Source organism: Pseudomonas sp. PB105, from assembly GCF_009764655.1.
GTDB classification, from domain to species: Bacteria; Pseudomonadota; Gammaproteobacteria; order Pseudomonadales; family Pseudomonadaceae; genus Aquipseudomonas; species Aquipseudomonas cyclaminis.
In genome coordinates this window covers 21,663-36,634 of record NZ_RWIO01000041.1, presented here as the reverse complement: position 1 = coordinate 36,634, position 14,972 = coordinate 21,663, and the positions used below count along the sequence as shown (strand labels likewise).

Annotated in this window: 13 protein-coding genes, 4 tRNA genes and 1 riboswitch; of the genes, 13 read left to right on the top strand and 4 right to left on the bottom strand. The window is 59.1% G+C overall.

The window, feature by feature from the left end:
• The first annotated feature begins 84 nt into the window (after positions 1 to 84).
• Genes astB through astE form a run of 3 tightly spaced genes read left to right on the top strand, consistent with a single transcriptional unit; the run spans position 85 to position 2,761 of the window.
• A complete protein-coding gene (gene astB / locus EJD88_RS10550; protein ID WP_158877908.1) occupies positions 85 to 1,431 on the top strand; it encodes an N-succinylarginine dihydrolase in 1,347 nt (448 codons plus the stop codon).
• A 26-nt stretch (positions 1,432 to 1,457) separates the two neighbouring features.
• The gene (locus tag EJD88_RS10545) at positions 1,458 to 1,745 is read left to right on the top strand and encodes a hypothetical protein (protein WP_003175651.1); all 288 of its coding nucleotides are present in this window, start codon (positions 1,458 to 1,460) and stop codon (positions 1,743 to 1,745) included.
• Between the two features lie 11 nt (positions 1,746 to 1,756).
• Positions 1,757 to 2,761, top strand: a complete 1,005-nt coding sequence (astE, locus tag EJD88_RS10540) for a succinylglutamate desuccinylase (RefSeq protein WP_158877907.1) — start codon at positions 1,757 to 1,759, stop codon at positions 2,759 to 2,761.
• Positions 2,762 to 2,894: 133 nt separating this feature from the next.
• On the opposite strand, the gene EJD88_RS10535 is transcribed toward astE, so the two are convergent.
• The gene (locus tag EJD88_RS10535) at positions 2,895 to 3,404 is read right to left on the bottom strand and encodes a 6,7-dimethyl-8-ribityllumazine synthase (protein WP_101272595.1); all 510 of its coding nucleotides are present in this window, start codon (positions 3,402 to 3,404) and stop codon (positions 2,895 to 2,897) included.
• A 97-nt stretch (positions 3,405 to 3,501) separates the two neighbouring features.
• Positions 3,502 to 3,671: riboswitch (FMN riboswitch) on the bottom strand.
• Positions 3,672 to 3,861: 190 nt separating this feature from the next.
• Between EJD88_RS10535 and ltaE the strand changes: the two genes are divergently transcribed.
• The 8 genes from ltaE to mgtE all read left to right on the top strand — a co-directional run bounded on the left by ltaE (position 3,862) and on the right by mgtE (position 11,602).
• Positions 3,862 to 4,866, top strand: a complete 1,005-nt coding sequence (gene ltaE, locus EJD88_RS10530; protein ID WP_112196516.1) for a low-specificity L-threonine aldolase — start codon at positions 3,862 to 3,864, stop codon at positions 4,864 to 4,866.
• 146 nt (positions 4,867 to 5,012) lie between these two features.
• On the top strand, positions 5,013 to 7,631 hold the full coding sequence (gene alaS / locus EJD88_RS10525; RefSeq protein WP_099587200.1) for an alanine--tRNA ligase: 2,619 nt from the start codon (positions 5,013 to 5,015) through the stop codon (positions 7,629 to 7,631).
• 96 nt (positions 7,632 to 7,727) lie between these two features.
• Positions 7,728 to 8,969 carry an aspartate kinase gene (locus EJD88_RS10520; RefSeq protein WP_090400445.1) on the top strand — a complete coding sequence of 414 codons (1,242 nt, stop codon included), beginning with the start codon at positions 7,728 to 7,730 and terminating at the stop codon, positions 8,967 to 8,969.
• A 175-nt stretch (positions 8,970 to 9,144) separates the two neighbouring features.
• The gene (gene csrA, locus EJD88_RS10515; protein ID WP_003175645.1) at positions 9,145 to 9,333 is read left to right on the top strand and encodes a carbon storage regulator CsrA; all 189 of its coding nucleotides are present in this window, start codon (positions 9,145 to 9,147) and stop codon (positions 9,331 to 9,333) included.
• Positions 9,334 to 9,395: 62 nt separating this feature from the next.
• Positions 9,396 to 9,486, top strand: a tRNA-Ser gene (locus tag EJD88_RS10510).
• 108 nt (positions 9,487 to 9,594) lie between these two features.
• Positions 9,595 to 9,671, top strand: a tRNA-Arg gene (locus tag EJD88_RS10505).
• 72 nt (positions 9,672 to 9,743) lie between these two features.
• Positions 9,744 to 9,820, top strand: a tRNA-Arg gene (locus EJD88_RS10500).
• A gap of 339 nt (positions 9,821 to 10,159) precedes the next feature.
• The gene (gene mgtE / locus EJD88_RS10495) at positions 10,160 to 11,602 is read left to right on the top strand and encodes a magnesium transporter (RefSeq protein ID WP_099587199.1); all 1,443 of its coding nucleotides are present in this window, start codon (positions 10,160 to 10,162) and stop codon (positions 11,600 to 11,602) included.
• A gap of 167 nt (positions 11,603 to 11,769) precedes the next feature.
• Here mgtE and EJD88_RS10490 read toward each other — a convergent pair whose 3' ends face one another.
• From EJD88_RS10490 to EJD88_RS10480, 3 genes are all read right to left on the bottom strand, one after another.
• On the bottom strand, positions 11,770 to 12,096 hold the full coding sequence (locus EJD88_RS10490) for an Arc family DNA-binding protein (protein ID WP_003175643.1): 327 nt from the start codon (positions 12,094 to 12,096) through the stop codon (positions 11,770 to 11,772).
• A gap of 389 nt (positions 12,097 to 12,485) precedes the next feature.
• Positions 12,486 to 12,665, bottom strand: coding sequence for a PA3371 family protein (locus EJD88_RS10485; RefSeq protein WP_099587197.1), 180 nt, complete (start codon positions 12,663 to 12,665; stop codon positions 12,486 to 12,488).
• Positions 12,666 to 12,676: 11 nt separating this feature from the next.
• Entirely contained in the window at positions 12,677 to 12,904 is a 228-nt protein-coding gene (locus EJD88_RS10480; RefSeq protein WP_099587217.1) for a hypothetical protein, read from the bottom strand.
• A gap of 327 nt (positions 12,905 to 13,231) precedes the next feature.
• Here EJD88_RS10480 and EJD88_RS10475 point away from each other — a divergent pair.
• Together EJD88_RS10475 and EJD88_RS10470 are read left to right on the top strand one after the other, a co-directional pair.
• A tRNA-Arg gene (locus EJD88_RS10475) sits at positions 13,232 to 13,308 on the top strand.
• 277 nt (positions 13,309 to 13,585) lie between these two features.
• Positions 13,586 to 14,968, top strand: coding sequence for an MFS transporter (locus EJD88_RS10470; RefSeq protein WP_112196513.1), 1,383 nt, complete (start codon positions 13,586 to 13,588; stop codon positions 14,966 to 14,968).
• Positions 14,969 to 14,972 lie beyond the last annotated feature (4 nt).

Below are 14,972 nucleotides of genomic sequence, written 5' to 3'. Positions count from 1 at the left end.
AGGCAAGCCTCCTCCCACACTGGATTTGTGGTGTGTTGAAGAATTCTGATGCCTATAAAAACAGATGTTCGTGGAGCCTCGCCGATGAAATCCTATGAAGTCAATTTTGACGGTCTAGTGGGGCCGACCCATAACTACGGCGGTTTGTCCTTCGGCAACGTCGCGTCCCAGAGCAACAGCCAGCAGCATTCCAACCCCAAGGAAGCGGCGTTGCAGGGCCTGCAAAAAATGAAAGCCCTGATGGACATGGGCTTTGTGCAAGGTGTGCTGGCGCCCCAGGAGCGTCCAGACGTGGCCGCTTTGCGCAGCTTGGGTTTCAGCGGCACCGATGCGCAGGTGATCCAGCAGGCGGCCAAGCAGGCCATGCCGTTGCTGGTGGCAAGCTGCTCGGCATCGAGCATGTGGGTGGCCAACGCCGCCACCGTCAGCCCAAGCGCCGACACGGCAGATGGCCGCGTGCACTTCACCGCCGCCAACCTCAACTGCAAATACCATCGCAGCATCGAACACCCGACCACCAGCCGCGTGTTGGGGGCGATGTTTGCTGACAGCAAGCACTTTGCCCACCACGCCGCGTTGCCGGCCGTGGCGCAGTTCGGTGACGAAGGCGCGGCCAACCACACACGTTTTTGCCGTGAGTATGGCGAGGCCGGCGTCGAGTTTTTTGTGTTCGGCCGCAGCGCGTTCGATCCCCGTTACCCGGCCCCGCAGAAATACCCGGCACGCCAGACCCTTGAAGCCTCCCAGGCCGTTGCGCGCCTGCATGGCCTGAAGGATGAAGGCGTGGTCTACGCCCAGCAGAACCCGGCAGTGATTGACGCCGGTGTGTTCCACAATGACGTGATCGCGGTCGGCAATGGCGAAGTGCTGTTCTATCACGAGGACGCGTTCCTCAATACCGAACAGATGCTCGCCGAACTGCAAGGAAAGCTAGGCAAACTGGGGGGCAACTTCCAGTCGGTGTGCGTGCCACGCGCCCAGGTCAGCGTCGAGGATGCGGTGCGTTCCTACCTGTTCAACAGCCAGTTGCTGACCCGTCCTGACGGCTCGATGCTGCTGATCGTGCCGGAAGAATGCCGTGCCAACGAGCGTGTGTGGCAGTACCTGCAAGGCCTGACTGCCGCCGGTGGGCTGATCCGCGAAGTGAAGGTCTTCGACCTCAAGCAAAGCATGCAGAACGGCGGTGGCCCGGCGTGCCTGCGCTTGCGCGTGGCGTTGAACGAAACCGAGCTGGCGGCCGTGAACCCAGGGGTTATCATGACCGCGCCGTTGTACGAAACCCTGACCCAATGGGTGGGCAAGCACTACCGTGACAGCCTGCGCGAAACCGACCTGGCTGACCCGCAGTTGCTGCTTGAGTGCCGGACGGCACTGGATGAACTGACGCAAATCCTTAAACTGGGCTCGGTTTATCCTTTCCAGATCAATTAACGCCACGTGGCTGAGATATTTTATTTATGACCGACACCCTGAAGCTGATCCTTGAAGACACCGACGGCACCCAGCTGGAAACCTCCTGCACCCGCGTCGCCGTGGTCTGGCAGGGCAAGGAAATCTGGATCCAGCACGACGGCCGTGGCCAACTGCTGATCGGTGTGGACGTTGAAGAAGGCGACGCCGAATACGCCAACCTGCTGATGCGCCCATTGGCCACCAACCTGATGAGCCTGCAACTGGAAATGGAACCGGCCGACGTTGAAGGTGATGACGACGATCACGTTCACGGCCCAGGCTGCAACCACTAAGGAAGCTGCGTATGCTCGCCCTCGGCAAATTGCTTGAACTGACCCTCGCCGGTCGTGAACCGGCGCAAAAAATTCAATCGACTGTCGACGGCGTGCAGATGCGCTGGCTCAGCGAGGGCGCGCTGGAAGTGCGTCCGCCTGAAGCACGGGACAACGGCGGCGACCTGCTGCTGTCGTCCGGTATCCATGGCAACGAAACCGCGCCGATCGAACTGCTCGACCGCTTGTTGCATGGTATTGCCCGTGGGGAGATCAAACCCCGTACCCGCATTCTGTTCCTGTTCGGTAACCCCGAGGCCATGCGCCGCGGTGAGCGTTACCTTGAACTGGACGTCAACCGGCTGTTCAACGGCCGACATGAAAAAAACATCGGCCCCGAAGCCATGCGCGCCGCCGAGCTTGAGCAATTGGCCCGCAGCTTCTTCAGCCAGCCCGGCCGTTCGCGCCTGCATTACGATTTGCACACCGCCATCCGTGGTTCGAAGATCGAGCAGTTCGCGCTGTACCCCTGGAAGGACGGGCGCCAGCATTCGCGTCATGAGCTGGCGCGTCTGAACGCTGCCGGCATGGAAGCGGTGCTGCTGCAGAACAAGACGTCGATCACTTTCACGGCGTTTACCTACGAACAGCTGGACGCCGAGGCCTTCACCCTGGAACTGGGCAAGGCACGGCCATTCGGGCAGAACCAGGGGGTCAATGTTTCGCGCCTGGAGCTGCGGCTCAAGCACATCATTGAAGGCACCGAGCCTGAGACTGACAGTCTGGACGGGTTGAAGCTATTCGCCGTCTCGCGGGAAGTCATCAAGCACAGCGATGCTTTCCTGCTGCACTTGCCGGCGGACGTGGAGAACTTTTCGGAGTTGGACAAGGGTTATCTGCTGGCCGAAGACGTGGCCAAGACGCGTTGGGTGATCGAGGAGGAGGGCGCACGCATCATCTTCCCCAACCCGAAGGTCAAGAATGGCTTGCGGGCAGGGATCTTGATTGTGCCGACCACAGAGGCCGGATTGGCCTAGTTCCTGAGGTCTGGTGAGATGCAAATGTGGGAGGGGGCTTGCCCCCGATGGCGGTGTCCCAGCTACAGATGAGCTGGCTGACACACTGCTATCGGGAGCAAACCCCCTCCCACATTTTGTTTTGCAGTGTTGCCTAGACCGCTACTGCACGTGGCTCGCTACGACGGATCGCCCGCACCTTGTGCAGGGTGTCGGCGCAAGTCTTCGCAGCTTCCTGGCCCTTGTGCACAAAGTGATCATGGAAGAACGCATGATGCTCGCTACCCGCATGGAAGTGATGCGGCGTCAGCGATACCGAAAACACTGGCACTTCAGTTTCCAGCTGCACCTGCATCAGGCCGCTGACCACCGATTGGGCGACGAACTCGTGACGGTAGATGCCACCGTCCACCACCAACGCGGCGGCAACGATACCGGCGTAGCGGCCGGTCTTGGCCAGCAGCTTGGCGTGCAGGGGCATTTCAAAGGCGCCGCCGACTTCGAAGAAATCGATATCCGATTCCTGGTAGCCCTGGGCGATCATTTCGGCGAGGAAGCCTTTACGGGATTGATCGACGATATCCTTGTGCCAGCAGGCCTGGATAAACGCGACGCGCTCGCCGTGGTGGTTTTTGCTTTTGCTGTCGATAGCGGTGGGTTGCATGTTCTGACTCCTGTTTAAGAAAAAAACAGGGCGTTATGAATCGAATGGGATTTAAGGGTACGCATGCGTCAACAGACGCGCGGCCCTTAGGTGCCAATCCCGTTCTCTCTTCATCCGGACTATGACCGTCGGCCCCGGAATCACACCGGGTCTGCTGACCTTGTCGCCGTCCCGCGTGAGCAGTTCGAGGCGCCAAGCGCTCGCGGGCTATACACATTGCGTGTAATTACCGCCGGTGGGGAATTGCACCCCGCCCTGAGAACGTTGCCACCAGAACCCTGGCGGCGGAGAGTTTTTAACATGCTTTTTCAAAAACTGCACGAGCGTCGTATCGATAGCCTATATCGGTTTGTTTGGTTGGTATTCGATTGAATGTAAACGGGGCTTGATATTCCGTGGCGTTGCCCGCAGTAATCACTGACAAAAGGACGTATCCAATCTGTTAGAGGCCTGTTTCATGACTGTGATTGACCTGCGCAGCGACACCGTGACCCAACCCACCCCCGGCATGCTCGACGCCATGGCCACCGCCGTCAGCGGTGATGACGTCTACGGAGAAGACCCCAGCGTCAATCTGCTGGAAGCCGAACTGGCCAAGCGCCTGGGGTTTGCGGCCGCGTTGTTCGTGCCCACCGGCACCATGAGCAACCTGCTGGCGTTGATGGCCCATTGCGAACGCGGCGAGGAATACATCGTTGGTCAACAGGCCCACACCTACAAATACGAAGGCGGTGGCGCAGCGGTGTTGGGGTCGATCCAACCGCAACCGCTGGAAGTGCAGGCGGATGGTTCCCTGGATTTGCACCACGTACTGGAAGCAATCAAACCGGACGATTTCCACTTCGCCCGCACCCGCTTGCTGGCCCTGGAAAACACCATGCAGGGCAAAGTGCTGCCCTTGGAATACCTGGTCAAGGCGCGGGCGTTTACCCGTGAACATGGCCTGGCCCTGCATCTGGATGGCGCGCGCCTCTACAACGCGGCGGTCAAGCTTGGGGTGGATGCGCGGGAGATCGCCCAACATTTCGATTCGGTGTCGGTGTGCCTGTCCAAGGGCCTCGGTGCGCCCATCGGCTCAGTGCTGTGCGGCTCCACGGCGTTGATCGCCAAGGCCCGGCGGCTGCGCAAGATGGTCGGCGGCGGTATGCGCCAGGCCGGCTCCCTGGCAGCAGCGGGGCTTTACGCCCTGGATCACCAGGTGCAGCGCCTGGCCGACGACCACGCCAACGCCCAGTGGCTGGGCGATGAACTGCGCAAAGCAGGGTATGAGGTGGAGCCTGTGCAGACCAACATGGTCTACGTGCAGATCGGCGATCAGGCCCAGGCCTTGAAGGCCTTTGCCGCCGAGCGCGGGATCAAGTTGAGCGCCGCGCCGCGCCTGCGTATGGTCACGCATCTGGATGTCAGCCGGGCGCAGATCGAGCAGGTGCTTGGGGCATTCGTCGAATTTTCGCGCAAATGACCGTGCAGGCCGTCTAATTGAGCCTCTCTATCGCATAAACACGCTGTACCACCGGCAAAGGGCCGATATAATGCGGCCTTTTGCCGTCGCTCCGTCTGATGATGTTGCGCACTGGCCTTTGGCCGCAGCCTCCGTGGAAGAACCTAATGAAAAGCGCAGAAATCCGTGAAGCCTTCCTTCGCTTCTTCGAAGAGCAAGGTCACACCCGTGTCGCCTCCAGCTCTCTGATCCCTGGCAATGACCCCACCCTGCTGTTCACCAACGCGGGGATGAACCAGTTCAAGGACTGCTTCCTGGGCCAGGAAAAGCGCGCCTACACCCGCGCCACCAGCAGCCAGAAGTGCGTACGCGCCGGCGGCAAGAACAGCGACCTGGAAAACGTCGGTTACACCGCACGCCACCACACGTTCTTCGAAATGCTGGGCAACTTCAGCTTTGGCGACTATTTCAAGAAAGACGCGATTACCTTCGCCTGGACCTTCCTCACCGGCGTGCTGAAGCTGCCCAAGGAAAAACTCTGGGTCACCGTCTACGCGACGGACGACGAAGCGTATGACATCTGGACCCAGCAAATCGGCGTGCCGGCCGAGCGCATGATCCGCATCGGCGACAACAAGGGCGCGCCGTACGCCTCCGACAACTTCTGGACCATGGGCGATACCGGCCCGTGCGGCCCTTGCACCGAGATTTTCTACGATCACGGCGCCGACATCTGGGGTGGCCCGCCGGGCTCGCCGGAAGAAGACGGCGACCGTTACATCGAGATCTGGAACAACGTGTTCATGCAGTTCAACCGCACCGCCGATGGCGTGTTGCATCCGCTGCCGGCGCCGTCGGTGGACACCGGCATGGGCCTGGAGCGGATCAGTGCGGTGATGCAGCACGTTCACTCCAACTACGAAATCGACCTGTTCACCAACCTGCTGAGTGCCTCGGCGGCAGCCATTGGTTGCGCCAATGAGAGCCAGTCTTCGCTCAAGGTTGTGTCGGACCACATTCGTTCCTGCGGCTTCCTGATTGCCGATGGCGTGCTGCCGTCCAACGAAGGCCGGGGCTACGTGCTGCGTCGCATCATCCGTCGGGCCTGCCGCCACGGTAACAAGCTGGGCGCCACCGGCAGCTTCTTCTACAAGATCGTTGCCGCGCTGGTGGCCGAGATGGGCGAAGCCTTCCCGGAACTCAAGCAGCAGCAAGCCAATATCGAGCGCGTGCTCAAGGCCGAAGAGGAGCAATTCTCCAAGACCCTGGAACACGGCCTGAAGATTCTGGAGCAGGACCTGGCTGAGCTCAAAGGCACCGTGGTGCCGGGCGATGTGGTGTTCAAGCTCTATGACACCTATGGCTTCCCGATGGACCTGACTGCCGACATCGCCCGTGAGCGCGAGCTGACTATCGATGAAGCCGGCTTTGAACGTGAAATGGAAGCCCAGCGCGTACGTGCTCGTTCCGCCAGCTCCTTTGGCCTGGACTACAACACCCTGGTCAAGGTTGATGTGCCGACCGAATTCACCGGCTACAAGGCGACCGTTGGCTCGGCCAAGATCGTTGCCCTCTATAAAGATGGCAAGTCGGTCGACGTTCTGAATGAAGGCGACGAGGCGGTTGTGGTCCTGGACCAGACGCCGTTTTACGCCGAGTCGGGCGGCCAGATTGGTGACTGTGGGTTCCTGAGCTCGACGTCGGGTCGTTTCGAAGTGCGTGACACGACCAAGACCGGCGGTGCGTTCCTGCACCACGGCGTATTGGTGCTGGGCAACCTGACGGTCGGCGCACCGGTTGATACCCAGGTTGATGCCGACGTACGGCATGCAACTGCCTTGAACCACTCGGCCACTCACCTGTTGCACGCTGCATTGCGCCAGGTGCTGGGCGAGCACGTCCAGCAAAAGGGTTCGTTGGTCGATAGCCAGCGCTTGCGTTTCGACTTCAGCCACTTCGAAGCGATCAAGCCAGAGCAGATCAAGGCCCTGGAAGACATCGTCAACGCACAAGTGCGCAAGAACACGCCGGTTGAGACCGAGGAAACCGACATCGAGACCGCCAAGGCCAAAGGCGCCATGGCGCTGTTCGGCGAGAAGTACGGCGACAACGTGCGTGTACTGAGCATGGGCGGCGACTTCTCGGTGGAACTGTGTGGCGGTATCCACGCCAACCGCACCGGCGACATCGGCCTGCTGAAAATCATCAGCGAAGGCGGTGTGGCGTCGGGCGTACGTCGTATTGAAGCGGTGACCGGTGCTGCGGCCCTGGCCTACCTCAATGCGGCCGAAGAGCAACTCAAGGAAGCGGCCAGCCTGGTCAAGGGCAGCCGCGACAACCTGATCGACAAACTGTCCGCCGTGCTGGAGCGCAACCGTGCGCTGGAAAAACAGCTGGAGCAGTTGCAGGCCAAGGCCGCCAGTGCGGCGGGCGACGATCTGTCGGCTTCTGCGGTGGACGTCAAGGACGTGAAAGTCCTGGCGGCACGCCTGGATGGCCAGGACGGCAAGGCGCTGTTGGCGCTGGTCGATCAGTTGAAGAACAAGCTCGGCCGCGCAGTGATCCTGCTCGGCAGTGTCCATGAGGATAAGGTCGTTCTGGTTGCTGGTGTAACCAAAGACCTGACTGGCCAACTCAAGGCCGGTGATTTGATGAAGCAAGCCGCTGCGGCAGTGGGCGGGAAGGGCGGTGGTCGTCCGGACATGGCACAAGGCGGTGGTGTAGACGCCGGTGCCCTGGACGCGGCCCTGGCCTTGACCGTGCCGTTTGTCGAGGCAGGTATTTAAGGCATTGTTAACCGGCCCGTGGTCTAGTCGCGGGCTTGTTCGGTGCTGGTTGATTGGATATTTAGGCGCCCCTTTACGGGCTGAGGCGGCTTGGAAATGGCTTTGATCGTACAGAAATTTGGAGGCACCTCGGTCGGCTCTGTCGAAAGAATCGAGCAGGTGGCCGACAAGGTTAAGAAATTCCGCGATGCCGGTGACGACCTGGTGGTGGTGCTATCGGCCATGAGCGGCGAGACCAATCGCCTGATCGAGCTGGCCAAGGCAATCAGTGGCGACCAGCAACCGCTGCCGCGTGAGCTGGACGTGATCGTGTCGACCGGTGAGCAGGTGACCATCGCCTTGCTGGCCATGGCCCTGAACAAGCGTGGCGTGCCAGCGGTGTCCTACACGGGCAGCCAGGTGCGCATTCTCACTGACAGCGCGCACACCAAGGCGCGCATTCTGCAGATCGATGATCAGAAAATTCGCACCGACCTGAAAGCCGGCCGCGTGGTAGTTGTAGCTGGGTTCCAGGGTGTGGATGAGCACGGCAACATCACGACCCTGGGGCGTGGCGGTTCGGACACCACCGGCGTGGCCCTGGCAGCGGCCCTCAAGGCTGATGAATGCCAGATCTACACAGATGTGGACGGCGTCTACACTACCGATCCGCGTGTCGTGTCCGTGGCCCAGCGCCTGGACAAGATCACCTTCGAAGAGATGCTGGAAATGGCCAGCCTCGGTTCCAAGGTGTTGCAGATCCGTGCGGTGGAATTCGCCGGCAAGTACAACGTTCCGCTGCGCGTATTGCACAGCTTCAAAGAGGGTCCGGGCACCCTCATTACTATTGATGAAGAGGAATCCATGGAACAGCCGATCATTTCCGGTATCGCTTTCAACCGTGATGAAGCCAAGCTGACGATCCGTGGCGTGCCAGACACCCCGGGCGTGGCTTTCAAGATCCTGGGTCCGATCAGCGATGCGAATGTTGAAGTCGACATGATCGTGCAGAACGTCTCGCACGATAACACCACCGATTTCACCTTCACCGTGCACCGCAACGAGTACGATGCGGCATTGAAAATCCTGGAGAACACCGCGAGCGAGATTGGCGCCCGTGAAGTGGTCGGCGATACCAAGATTGCCAAGGTGTCGATCGTGGGTGTGGGCATGCGTTCCCATGCCGGCGTTGCCAGCCGCATGTTTGGGGCTCTGGCCAAGGAAAGCATCAACATCCAGATGATCTCTACCTCGGAAATCAAAGTCTCGGTAGTGATCGAAGAGAAGTACCTGGAACTGGCTGTACGTGCGCTGCATACCGCGTTCGAGCTGGACGCTCCGGCCCGCCAGGGCGAATGAAGTAATGCCAGGAAGGCGCGGTCTACCGCGCCTTTCCTTTTTTTGTAGGGCGCATGGTCTTTTGCGTGCGCTCGACAATACTTAGGCCGTTGGGGCTATGACTCTCGGGTCGTAGGTCGAACGCCTTTTTTTTGCAGACTGTTGTTCCTGAAATGAAATGCGTGAGGAGAAAGGTATGCTGATTCTGACTCGTCGGTGCGCAGAAAGCCTGATTATCGGTGATGGCGAAATCACCGTGACCGTGCTCGGCGTCAAAGGCAATCAAGTACGTATCGGGGTTAATGCTCCGAAAGAGGTAGCGGTCCACCGCGAGGAAATCTACCTGCGGATCAAGAAAGAGAAGGACGAAGAACCAAGCCTTTAATTTTTATCGTTTTTTATGTTTGCAAACGGGGAGGAACGTGGTTAATATACGCCCCGTGTTGCGGAGAGCTGGCCGAGTGGCCGAAGGCGCTCCCCTGCTAAGGGAGTACACCTCAAAAGGGTGTCGGGGGTTCGAATCCCCCGTTCTCCGCCATTATTTGCTTAGTACGTTGCAATCTGGTTTTTTCGGTAAGTTGTTGAAAATTAACGAAAAAATAGCTTTACATAGAGATTGAACGGCCTATAATGCGCGGCAACAAATGCACTCGTAGCTCAGCTGGATAGAGTACTCGGCTACGAACCGAGCGGTCACAGGTTCGAATCCTGTCGAGTGCACCATTTAAGAGTTAACTGCAGCAACGCAGGTAACTTGGCTTCAACCAGTTGTGATCTGGTCTAAAAACACAATCTGCACTCGTAGCTCAGCTGGATAGAGTACTCGGCTACGAACCGAGCGGTCACAGGTTCGAATCCTGTCGAGTGCACCATACAAACAAAAAGCCCGCCTAGTGCGGGCTTTTTGCCGTCTGGCGTTTGTGTCGGACTTTATCTTTTTCTCCTTCCTCATGTGTTTTCCGTTCAGGCGGTGGCGTCGCAGTTCTTATATGCAGCCAATACTCAGCTTTGGCTCGCAAGCGCTTGTTCTTTCCAGTTTTTTGACGTTAAAGACGGCCGGGCGGTGTATCATTGCGCCCGTCAGCCCCGCCGGGGCTTGTGGAATACCTCCATGGACTTACCCAGTAGTTACTCAGTACCCCGCTTTACCAATCATGAATTGACTGATTGATCCTTCCGGCGTGCCCCGCTGCTGGGAGTGGAGTTCGCCTATGACCGAAGTAGAAGTAAAGAAAACACAGGACAGCCTGCAGGATCGCCTGGCTCAAGTCATCGAGCTGCTGCAGCGCCAGCGCGTGGTCGAAGACCTTACCCATCGCCAGGAAGGTCCGAACCACGACCGCGTTGAAAACCTGGTCCACCGGCAAAACCTCGTCGAGTTGCAACGCAAACTCGATGACCTGCACTCCGCCGACGTTGCCTACATTCTCGAAGCGTTGCCGCTCGATGATCGACTGACCCTCTGGCAGTTGGTCAAGGCTGACCGCGACGGCGACATCCTGCTCGAAGTGTCCGATTCGGTTCGTGAAACCCTGATCGCCGACATGGACGATCACGAGCTCCTGGCTGCGGCCAAGGAGATGGATGCCGACGAGCTGGCTGACCTCGCGCCTGAGCTGCCCCGTGATGTTGTCCATGAGCTGATGGAGGCTCTTGATGGCCAGCAGCGTGAGCGCGTGCGCTCCGCGTTGTCCTATGACGAGGATCAGGTCGGCGCCCTGATGGACTTCGAGATGGTCACCATCCGCGAAGACGTCAGCCTGGAAGTGGTTCTGCGTTACCTGCGCCGCCTGAAAGAGCTGCCTAGCCACACAGACAAACTGTTCGTGGTCGATTACGAAGGCATTCTCAAGGGCGTGCTGCCGATCAAGCGGCTGCTGGTCAACGATCCGGAAAAAAGGGTTGCTGACCTGATGGCCAGCGATACCGTGAGTTTTCACCCGGATGAAGACGCCTACGACGCGGCTCAGGCCTTCGAGCGTTACGACTTGATCTCGGCGCCCGTGGTCGACAAGAACGGCAAGCTGATTGGCCGTCTGACCATTGACGAAATCGTCGACCTGATTCGTGAAGAGAGTGAAACCGAAGTCCTCAACATGGCGGGTCTGCGTGAAGAGGAAGATATTTTTGCGTCGGTCTGGCGTTCGCTGCATAACCGCTGGGCGTGGCTGGCCGTTAACCTGATTACGGCGTTCATCGCTTCCCGTGTGATCGGGCTATTTGAAGGCTCCATCGAAAAACTGGTGGCGCTGGCGGCGCTGATGCCGATTGTGGCGGGTATTGGCGGTAACTCCGGCAACCAGACCATCACCATGATCGTGCGCGCCATGGCGCTGGATCAGGTGAGTACTGCCAACTCTTCTCGGCTGCTGCGCAAGGAACTGGCTGTGGGCCTGATCAACGGCCTGGTGTGGGGCGGCGTGATTGGTGTGGTGGCCTACTTGCTGTATGGCAGCTGGTCGCTCGGGGTGGTGATGACCGCCGCCATGACGCTCAACCTGCTGCTGGCCGCGCTGATGGGGGTGCTGATCCCCATGACCCTGGCGCGCCTCGGTCGTGACCCGGCCATGGGCGCCAGCGTGATGATCACGGCCATGACTGACAGTGGTGGCTTCTTCATCTTCCTGGGCTTGGCGACGATTTTCCTGCTCTGACCTGTCTCCCCTGCGTTGGCGTCCCCGCTGGTCGCGGGGTGTCAATGCGTCCGCTATGCCGCCTCGAAAAGGCTCGACAGCTGCTACGTGCTAACGCTGTCGAAGCCTGTCTAAATCCCAGGCAAAAAAAAGCCAGCACATGGCTGGCTTCGGCTTTCAGTTGCAGATCAATTGGCTTCTGCGGCCGCCTCGACGTCGTGCGCGATAAGCGAGACGAGGGCATTTTGCTGGCGGTGGGAGAGCTGACGAAAACGCTGCAGCAGTTCGCGTTCGTGCAGCGACAGCTCAGGGCTGTCCAGGCGCATGCTTAGCTCGTCACCCAGCGCACCTTCCTGAATAAGGCTCTGTTCCAGGCGCGCGATGATTTCGGAGTTCATGCTGCGGTGATGATTGCGAGCCACCTCGGCAATGCGTTCCCGCATTCCGTCTGGCAGACGTACGACGAACTTGTCAGCCGTACGGCTGGAATAAATTGCCTGTTTCAATGGGCGCATATATTTAACCGGTTAGTTCAGGGGAGCGGTTTTTGGAATTGGCCGCAAGCGATGAGAGTTAAGACAAGACTCACGACCAAAGTTCAACCCGAATTGCAAAGAGGCCGCATCATGCCTCAGATTTGCCAGTTCCTTGGCGTCAATTCTGTGACAAATATTGAACTGCCTAAAGGCTTTATGCCAGCACTCATTTGTATTTTTGCGGACTGGTTGGAAATCTTTTCTGCGCGGGGGACAGATACTCGATCATCCCGCAGGCCGGGCCGCAACGGGGTTTTGAGGCCGCACATGGTATCGCAAAGTGGCCTTTTGCCCTTGTGTTAAGACTAGTGGCAATTTGCCGATTTACTAGGGCGAGGCGACATAAGGTAGGGCGAAGGGGAAGGGGATCAGCGCAAAACCGGGTCGAATTTGATGCGGCGACCCATAACCAGGCTTAGCAGCAGAAGGCTTGCGCACACACCGCTGGCGATCAGTGAGGTGAGTTGAACGTCTTGGGAGTCGGCCACCAAGCCATAGATTCCAGTCACGGTGGTCATGCACACAAACAGCCAGGCAAATTTGGTCATGAGCGGTTTCCTCAGAAAACCCAGTGTTCAGCGGCTGGGGCGGCCTGGGTAGCTTGGGCCAAGCGTACCGGCGGTTGGGCATTCGGCGTCATGACTGCCAGTTGCGGGCGTTGTTGCAGGTGATGTGGTACCGCTTGGCTGATCTGAGCCGGGTCGTTGCTGCCAGTCGACTGAAAGTGAAATGTCACCAGTGCCGTCAGGGCAACGGCGTTAAGGACTAACAGAAGGGCACTGTTCATGGTCATGTTCTCCGCTTAACGCCGTAGTTGAAAGGGGTGTTGCAGGAGAAGTATTGCAGGTCTCGTGCCAATCTATTAATTCAATATAATCAATGACTTGAGACTTGATTTAAGCGTCGGGAGGTTGCAATTTGCAATGCCGGCATTTTGGGGGAGTGCATTTTGCACGATTGGGCGAAGTGCCCGTATTTATGGGGCGAAACGGCAATTATCTGGCCGCACCTCGTCCTACACTCAAAAAGCCCACGGACGACATGACAAAACCGACCTCGGCCGTTAACATGCACGCCGTCCGTCACAACGCCACTGGCCCGACGGCTGTCATAAGTCCCAGTAGCTCAATTGGATAGAGCATCCCCCTCCTAAGGGGAAGGTTGGCCGTTCGAACCGGCCCTGGGACACCAGATTCAAAGCCCCGCACAGCTTATTCTGTGCGGGGCTTTTTTGTGCCTGTGCGGTCTTTTCAAACATCAATCGAACCTTGCCGCCGATCAATGTTCACAGCAGGTGTTGCCGGGTATTTTTCGCCACGGTGTACCTCTCACGCCACCCCGCGTCGTCTGAGCTGTTCAAGCAAAATAATCCCCGGAAACAGCTCGTACCGCCTGTCCGGAACCGGCCACCCAGGACTATCATGCCGATAGCCCTGTCTCTCACTGCAAGGAGCCGCTCGGAACGCCGATGCGCCAGATCTGGAAATCTTTTCGAGCCCTTTATTTCGCCTCCTTGATGATGCTGATCGGCTCCGGCCTGCTCAGCACTTACCTGGCTTTACGCCTGGCGGCCGACCATGTCGACAGCCTGTGGGTCGGTGCGCTGATGGCGGCCAACTACTTCGGCCTGGTGCTGGGCGGCAAGATCGGGCACCGCCTGATTGCCCGTGTCGGGCACATCCGTGCCTATGCCACTTGCGCCGGGATCGTCGGCGCCGCGGTATTGGGGCACGGCCTGGTCGACTGGTTGCCGGCGTGGATCGTGCTGCGGATGATCGTCGGCCTGGGCATGATGTGCCAGTACATGGTCATCGAGAGCTGGCTCAATGAGCAGGCGGATGCCAAGCAGCGGGGCGTGGTGTTCAGTGGCTATATGATCGCGTCCTACCTTGGGCTGGTGCTGGGTCAACTGATCTTGGTCATGCATCCCCAGCTCGGCCTTGAACTGCTGATGTTGGTGGCGCTGTGCTTTGCCCTGTGCCTGGTGCCGGTGGCCATGACTCGGCGCATTCACCCGGCCCCCCTGCATCCGGCGCCGATGGAGCCGCGCTTCTTCATAAAGCGCGTGCCGCAGTCGCTGAGTACGGTGTTGGGCGCGGGGCTGATCGTTGGTTCGTTCTACGGCCTGGCGCCGCTTTATGCATCTCAGCAGGGGCTGACGACGGAGCAAGTCGGTCTGTTCATGGGTAGCTGCATTTTTGCCGGGCTGCTGGTGCAGTGGCCGTTGGGCTGGTTGTCGGATCGCTATGACCGTGCGCTGCTGATCCGTTGCTTTGCCCTGTGCCTGGCGGTGGCGGCATTACCCCTGGCGATCATGACCCAGGTGCCGCTGGAAGTGCTGTTCGTCGCGGGATTCCTGTGTTCCCTGGTGCAGTTCTGCCTGTACCCGCTGGCGGTGGCGTTTTCCAATGACCATGTGGAAGGCGATCGTCGGGTGTCGCTGACCGCCATGCTGCTGGTGACTTACGGCGTCGGCGCGAGTATCGGGCCGTTGCTGGCTGGTGTGATCATGAAGATGTTCGGCAGTCATATGCTGTATGCCTTCTTCAGCCTGTGTGCGTTGATCCTGGTATGGCGCATCCGGCCGAAGGCGGTGACCAACCTGCATCAGGTGGAAGACGCACCGCTGCATCACGTGGCGATGCCCGACAGCATGTCGAGTTCGCCGCTGGTGGCCGCGCTTGACCCGCGCGTCGATGAGCAAGTGGTACAGGAGCAGATGCAGACTGTCCCCGACCCCGAGCCGCAAGTTGATCCGCAGCCGCCGGTGGACGAGCCCGCCTTTGTTGGGCCCCCGGAACCCCTGGGGCCGGAGGAGCATCCTCACGATTTGAGCAGGGCGCGCCCCTGAAAGC

What these genes read in the sequence shown, in the direction of transcription:
- astB (WP_158877908.1), top strand. Translation starts at nt 85, where the DNA reads ATGAAATCCTATGAAGTCAATTTTGACGGTCTAGTGGGGCCGACCCAT.
- EJD88_RS10545 (WP_003175651.1), top strand. Translation starts at nt 1,458, where the DNA reads ATGACCGACACCCTGAAGCTGATCCTTGAAGACACCGACGGCACCCAG.
- astE (WP_158877907.1), top strand. Translation starts at nt 1,757, where the DNA reads ATGCTCGCCCTCGGCAAATTGCTTGAACTGACCCTCGCCGGTCGTGAA.
- EJD88_RS10535 (WP_101272595.1), bottom strand. Translation starts at nt 3,404, where the DNA reads ATGCAACCCACCGCTATCGACAGCAAAAGCAAAAACCACCACGGCGAG.
- ltaE (WP_112196516.1), top strand. Translation starts at nt 3,862, where the DNA reads ATGACTGTGATTGACCTGCGCAGCGACACCGTGACCCAACCCACCCCC.
- alaS (WP_099587200.1), top strand. Translation starts at nt 5,013, where the DNA reads ATGAAAAGCGCAGAAATCCGTGAAGCCTTCCTTCGCTTCTTCGAAGAG.
- EJD88_RS10520 (WP_090400445.1), top strand. Translation starts at nt 7,728, where the DNA reads ATGGCTTTGATCGTACAGAAATTTGGAGGCACCTCGGTCGGCTCTGTC.
- csrA (WP_003175645.1), top strand. Translation starts at nt 9,145, where the DNA reads ATGCTGATTCTGACTCGTCGGTGCGCAGAAAGCCTGATTATCGGTGAT.
- mgtE (WP_099587199.1), top strand. Translation starts at nt 10,160, where the DNA reads ATGACCGAAGTAGAAGTAAAGAAAACACAGGACAGCCTGCAGGATCGC.
- EJD88_RS10490 (WP_003175643.1), bottom strand. Translation starts at nt 12,096, where the DNA reads ATGCGCCCATTGAAACAGGCAATTTATTCCAGCCGTACGGCTGACAAG.
- EJD88_RS10485 (WP_099587197.1), bottom strand. Translation starts at nt 12,665, where the DNA reads ATGACCAAATTTGCCTGGCTGTTTGTGTGCATGACCACCGTGACTGGA.
- EJD88_RS10480 (WP_099587217.1), bottom strand. Translation starts at nt 12,904, where the DNA reads ATGAACAGTGCCCTTCTGTTAGTCCTTAACGCCGTTGCCCTGACGGCA.
- EJD88_RS10470 (WP_112196513.1), top strand. Translation starts at nt 13,586, where the DNA reads ATGCGCCAGATCTGGAAATCTTTTCGAGCCCTTTATTTCGCCTCCTTG.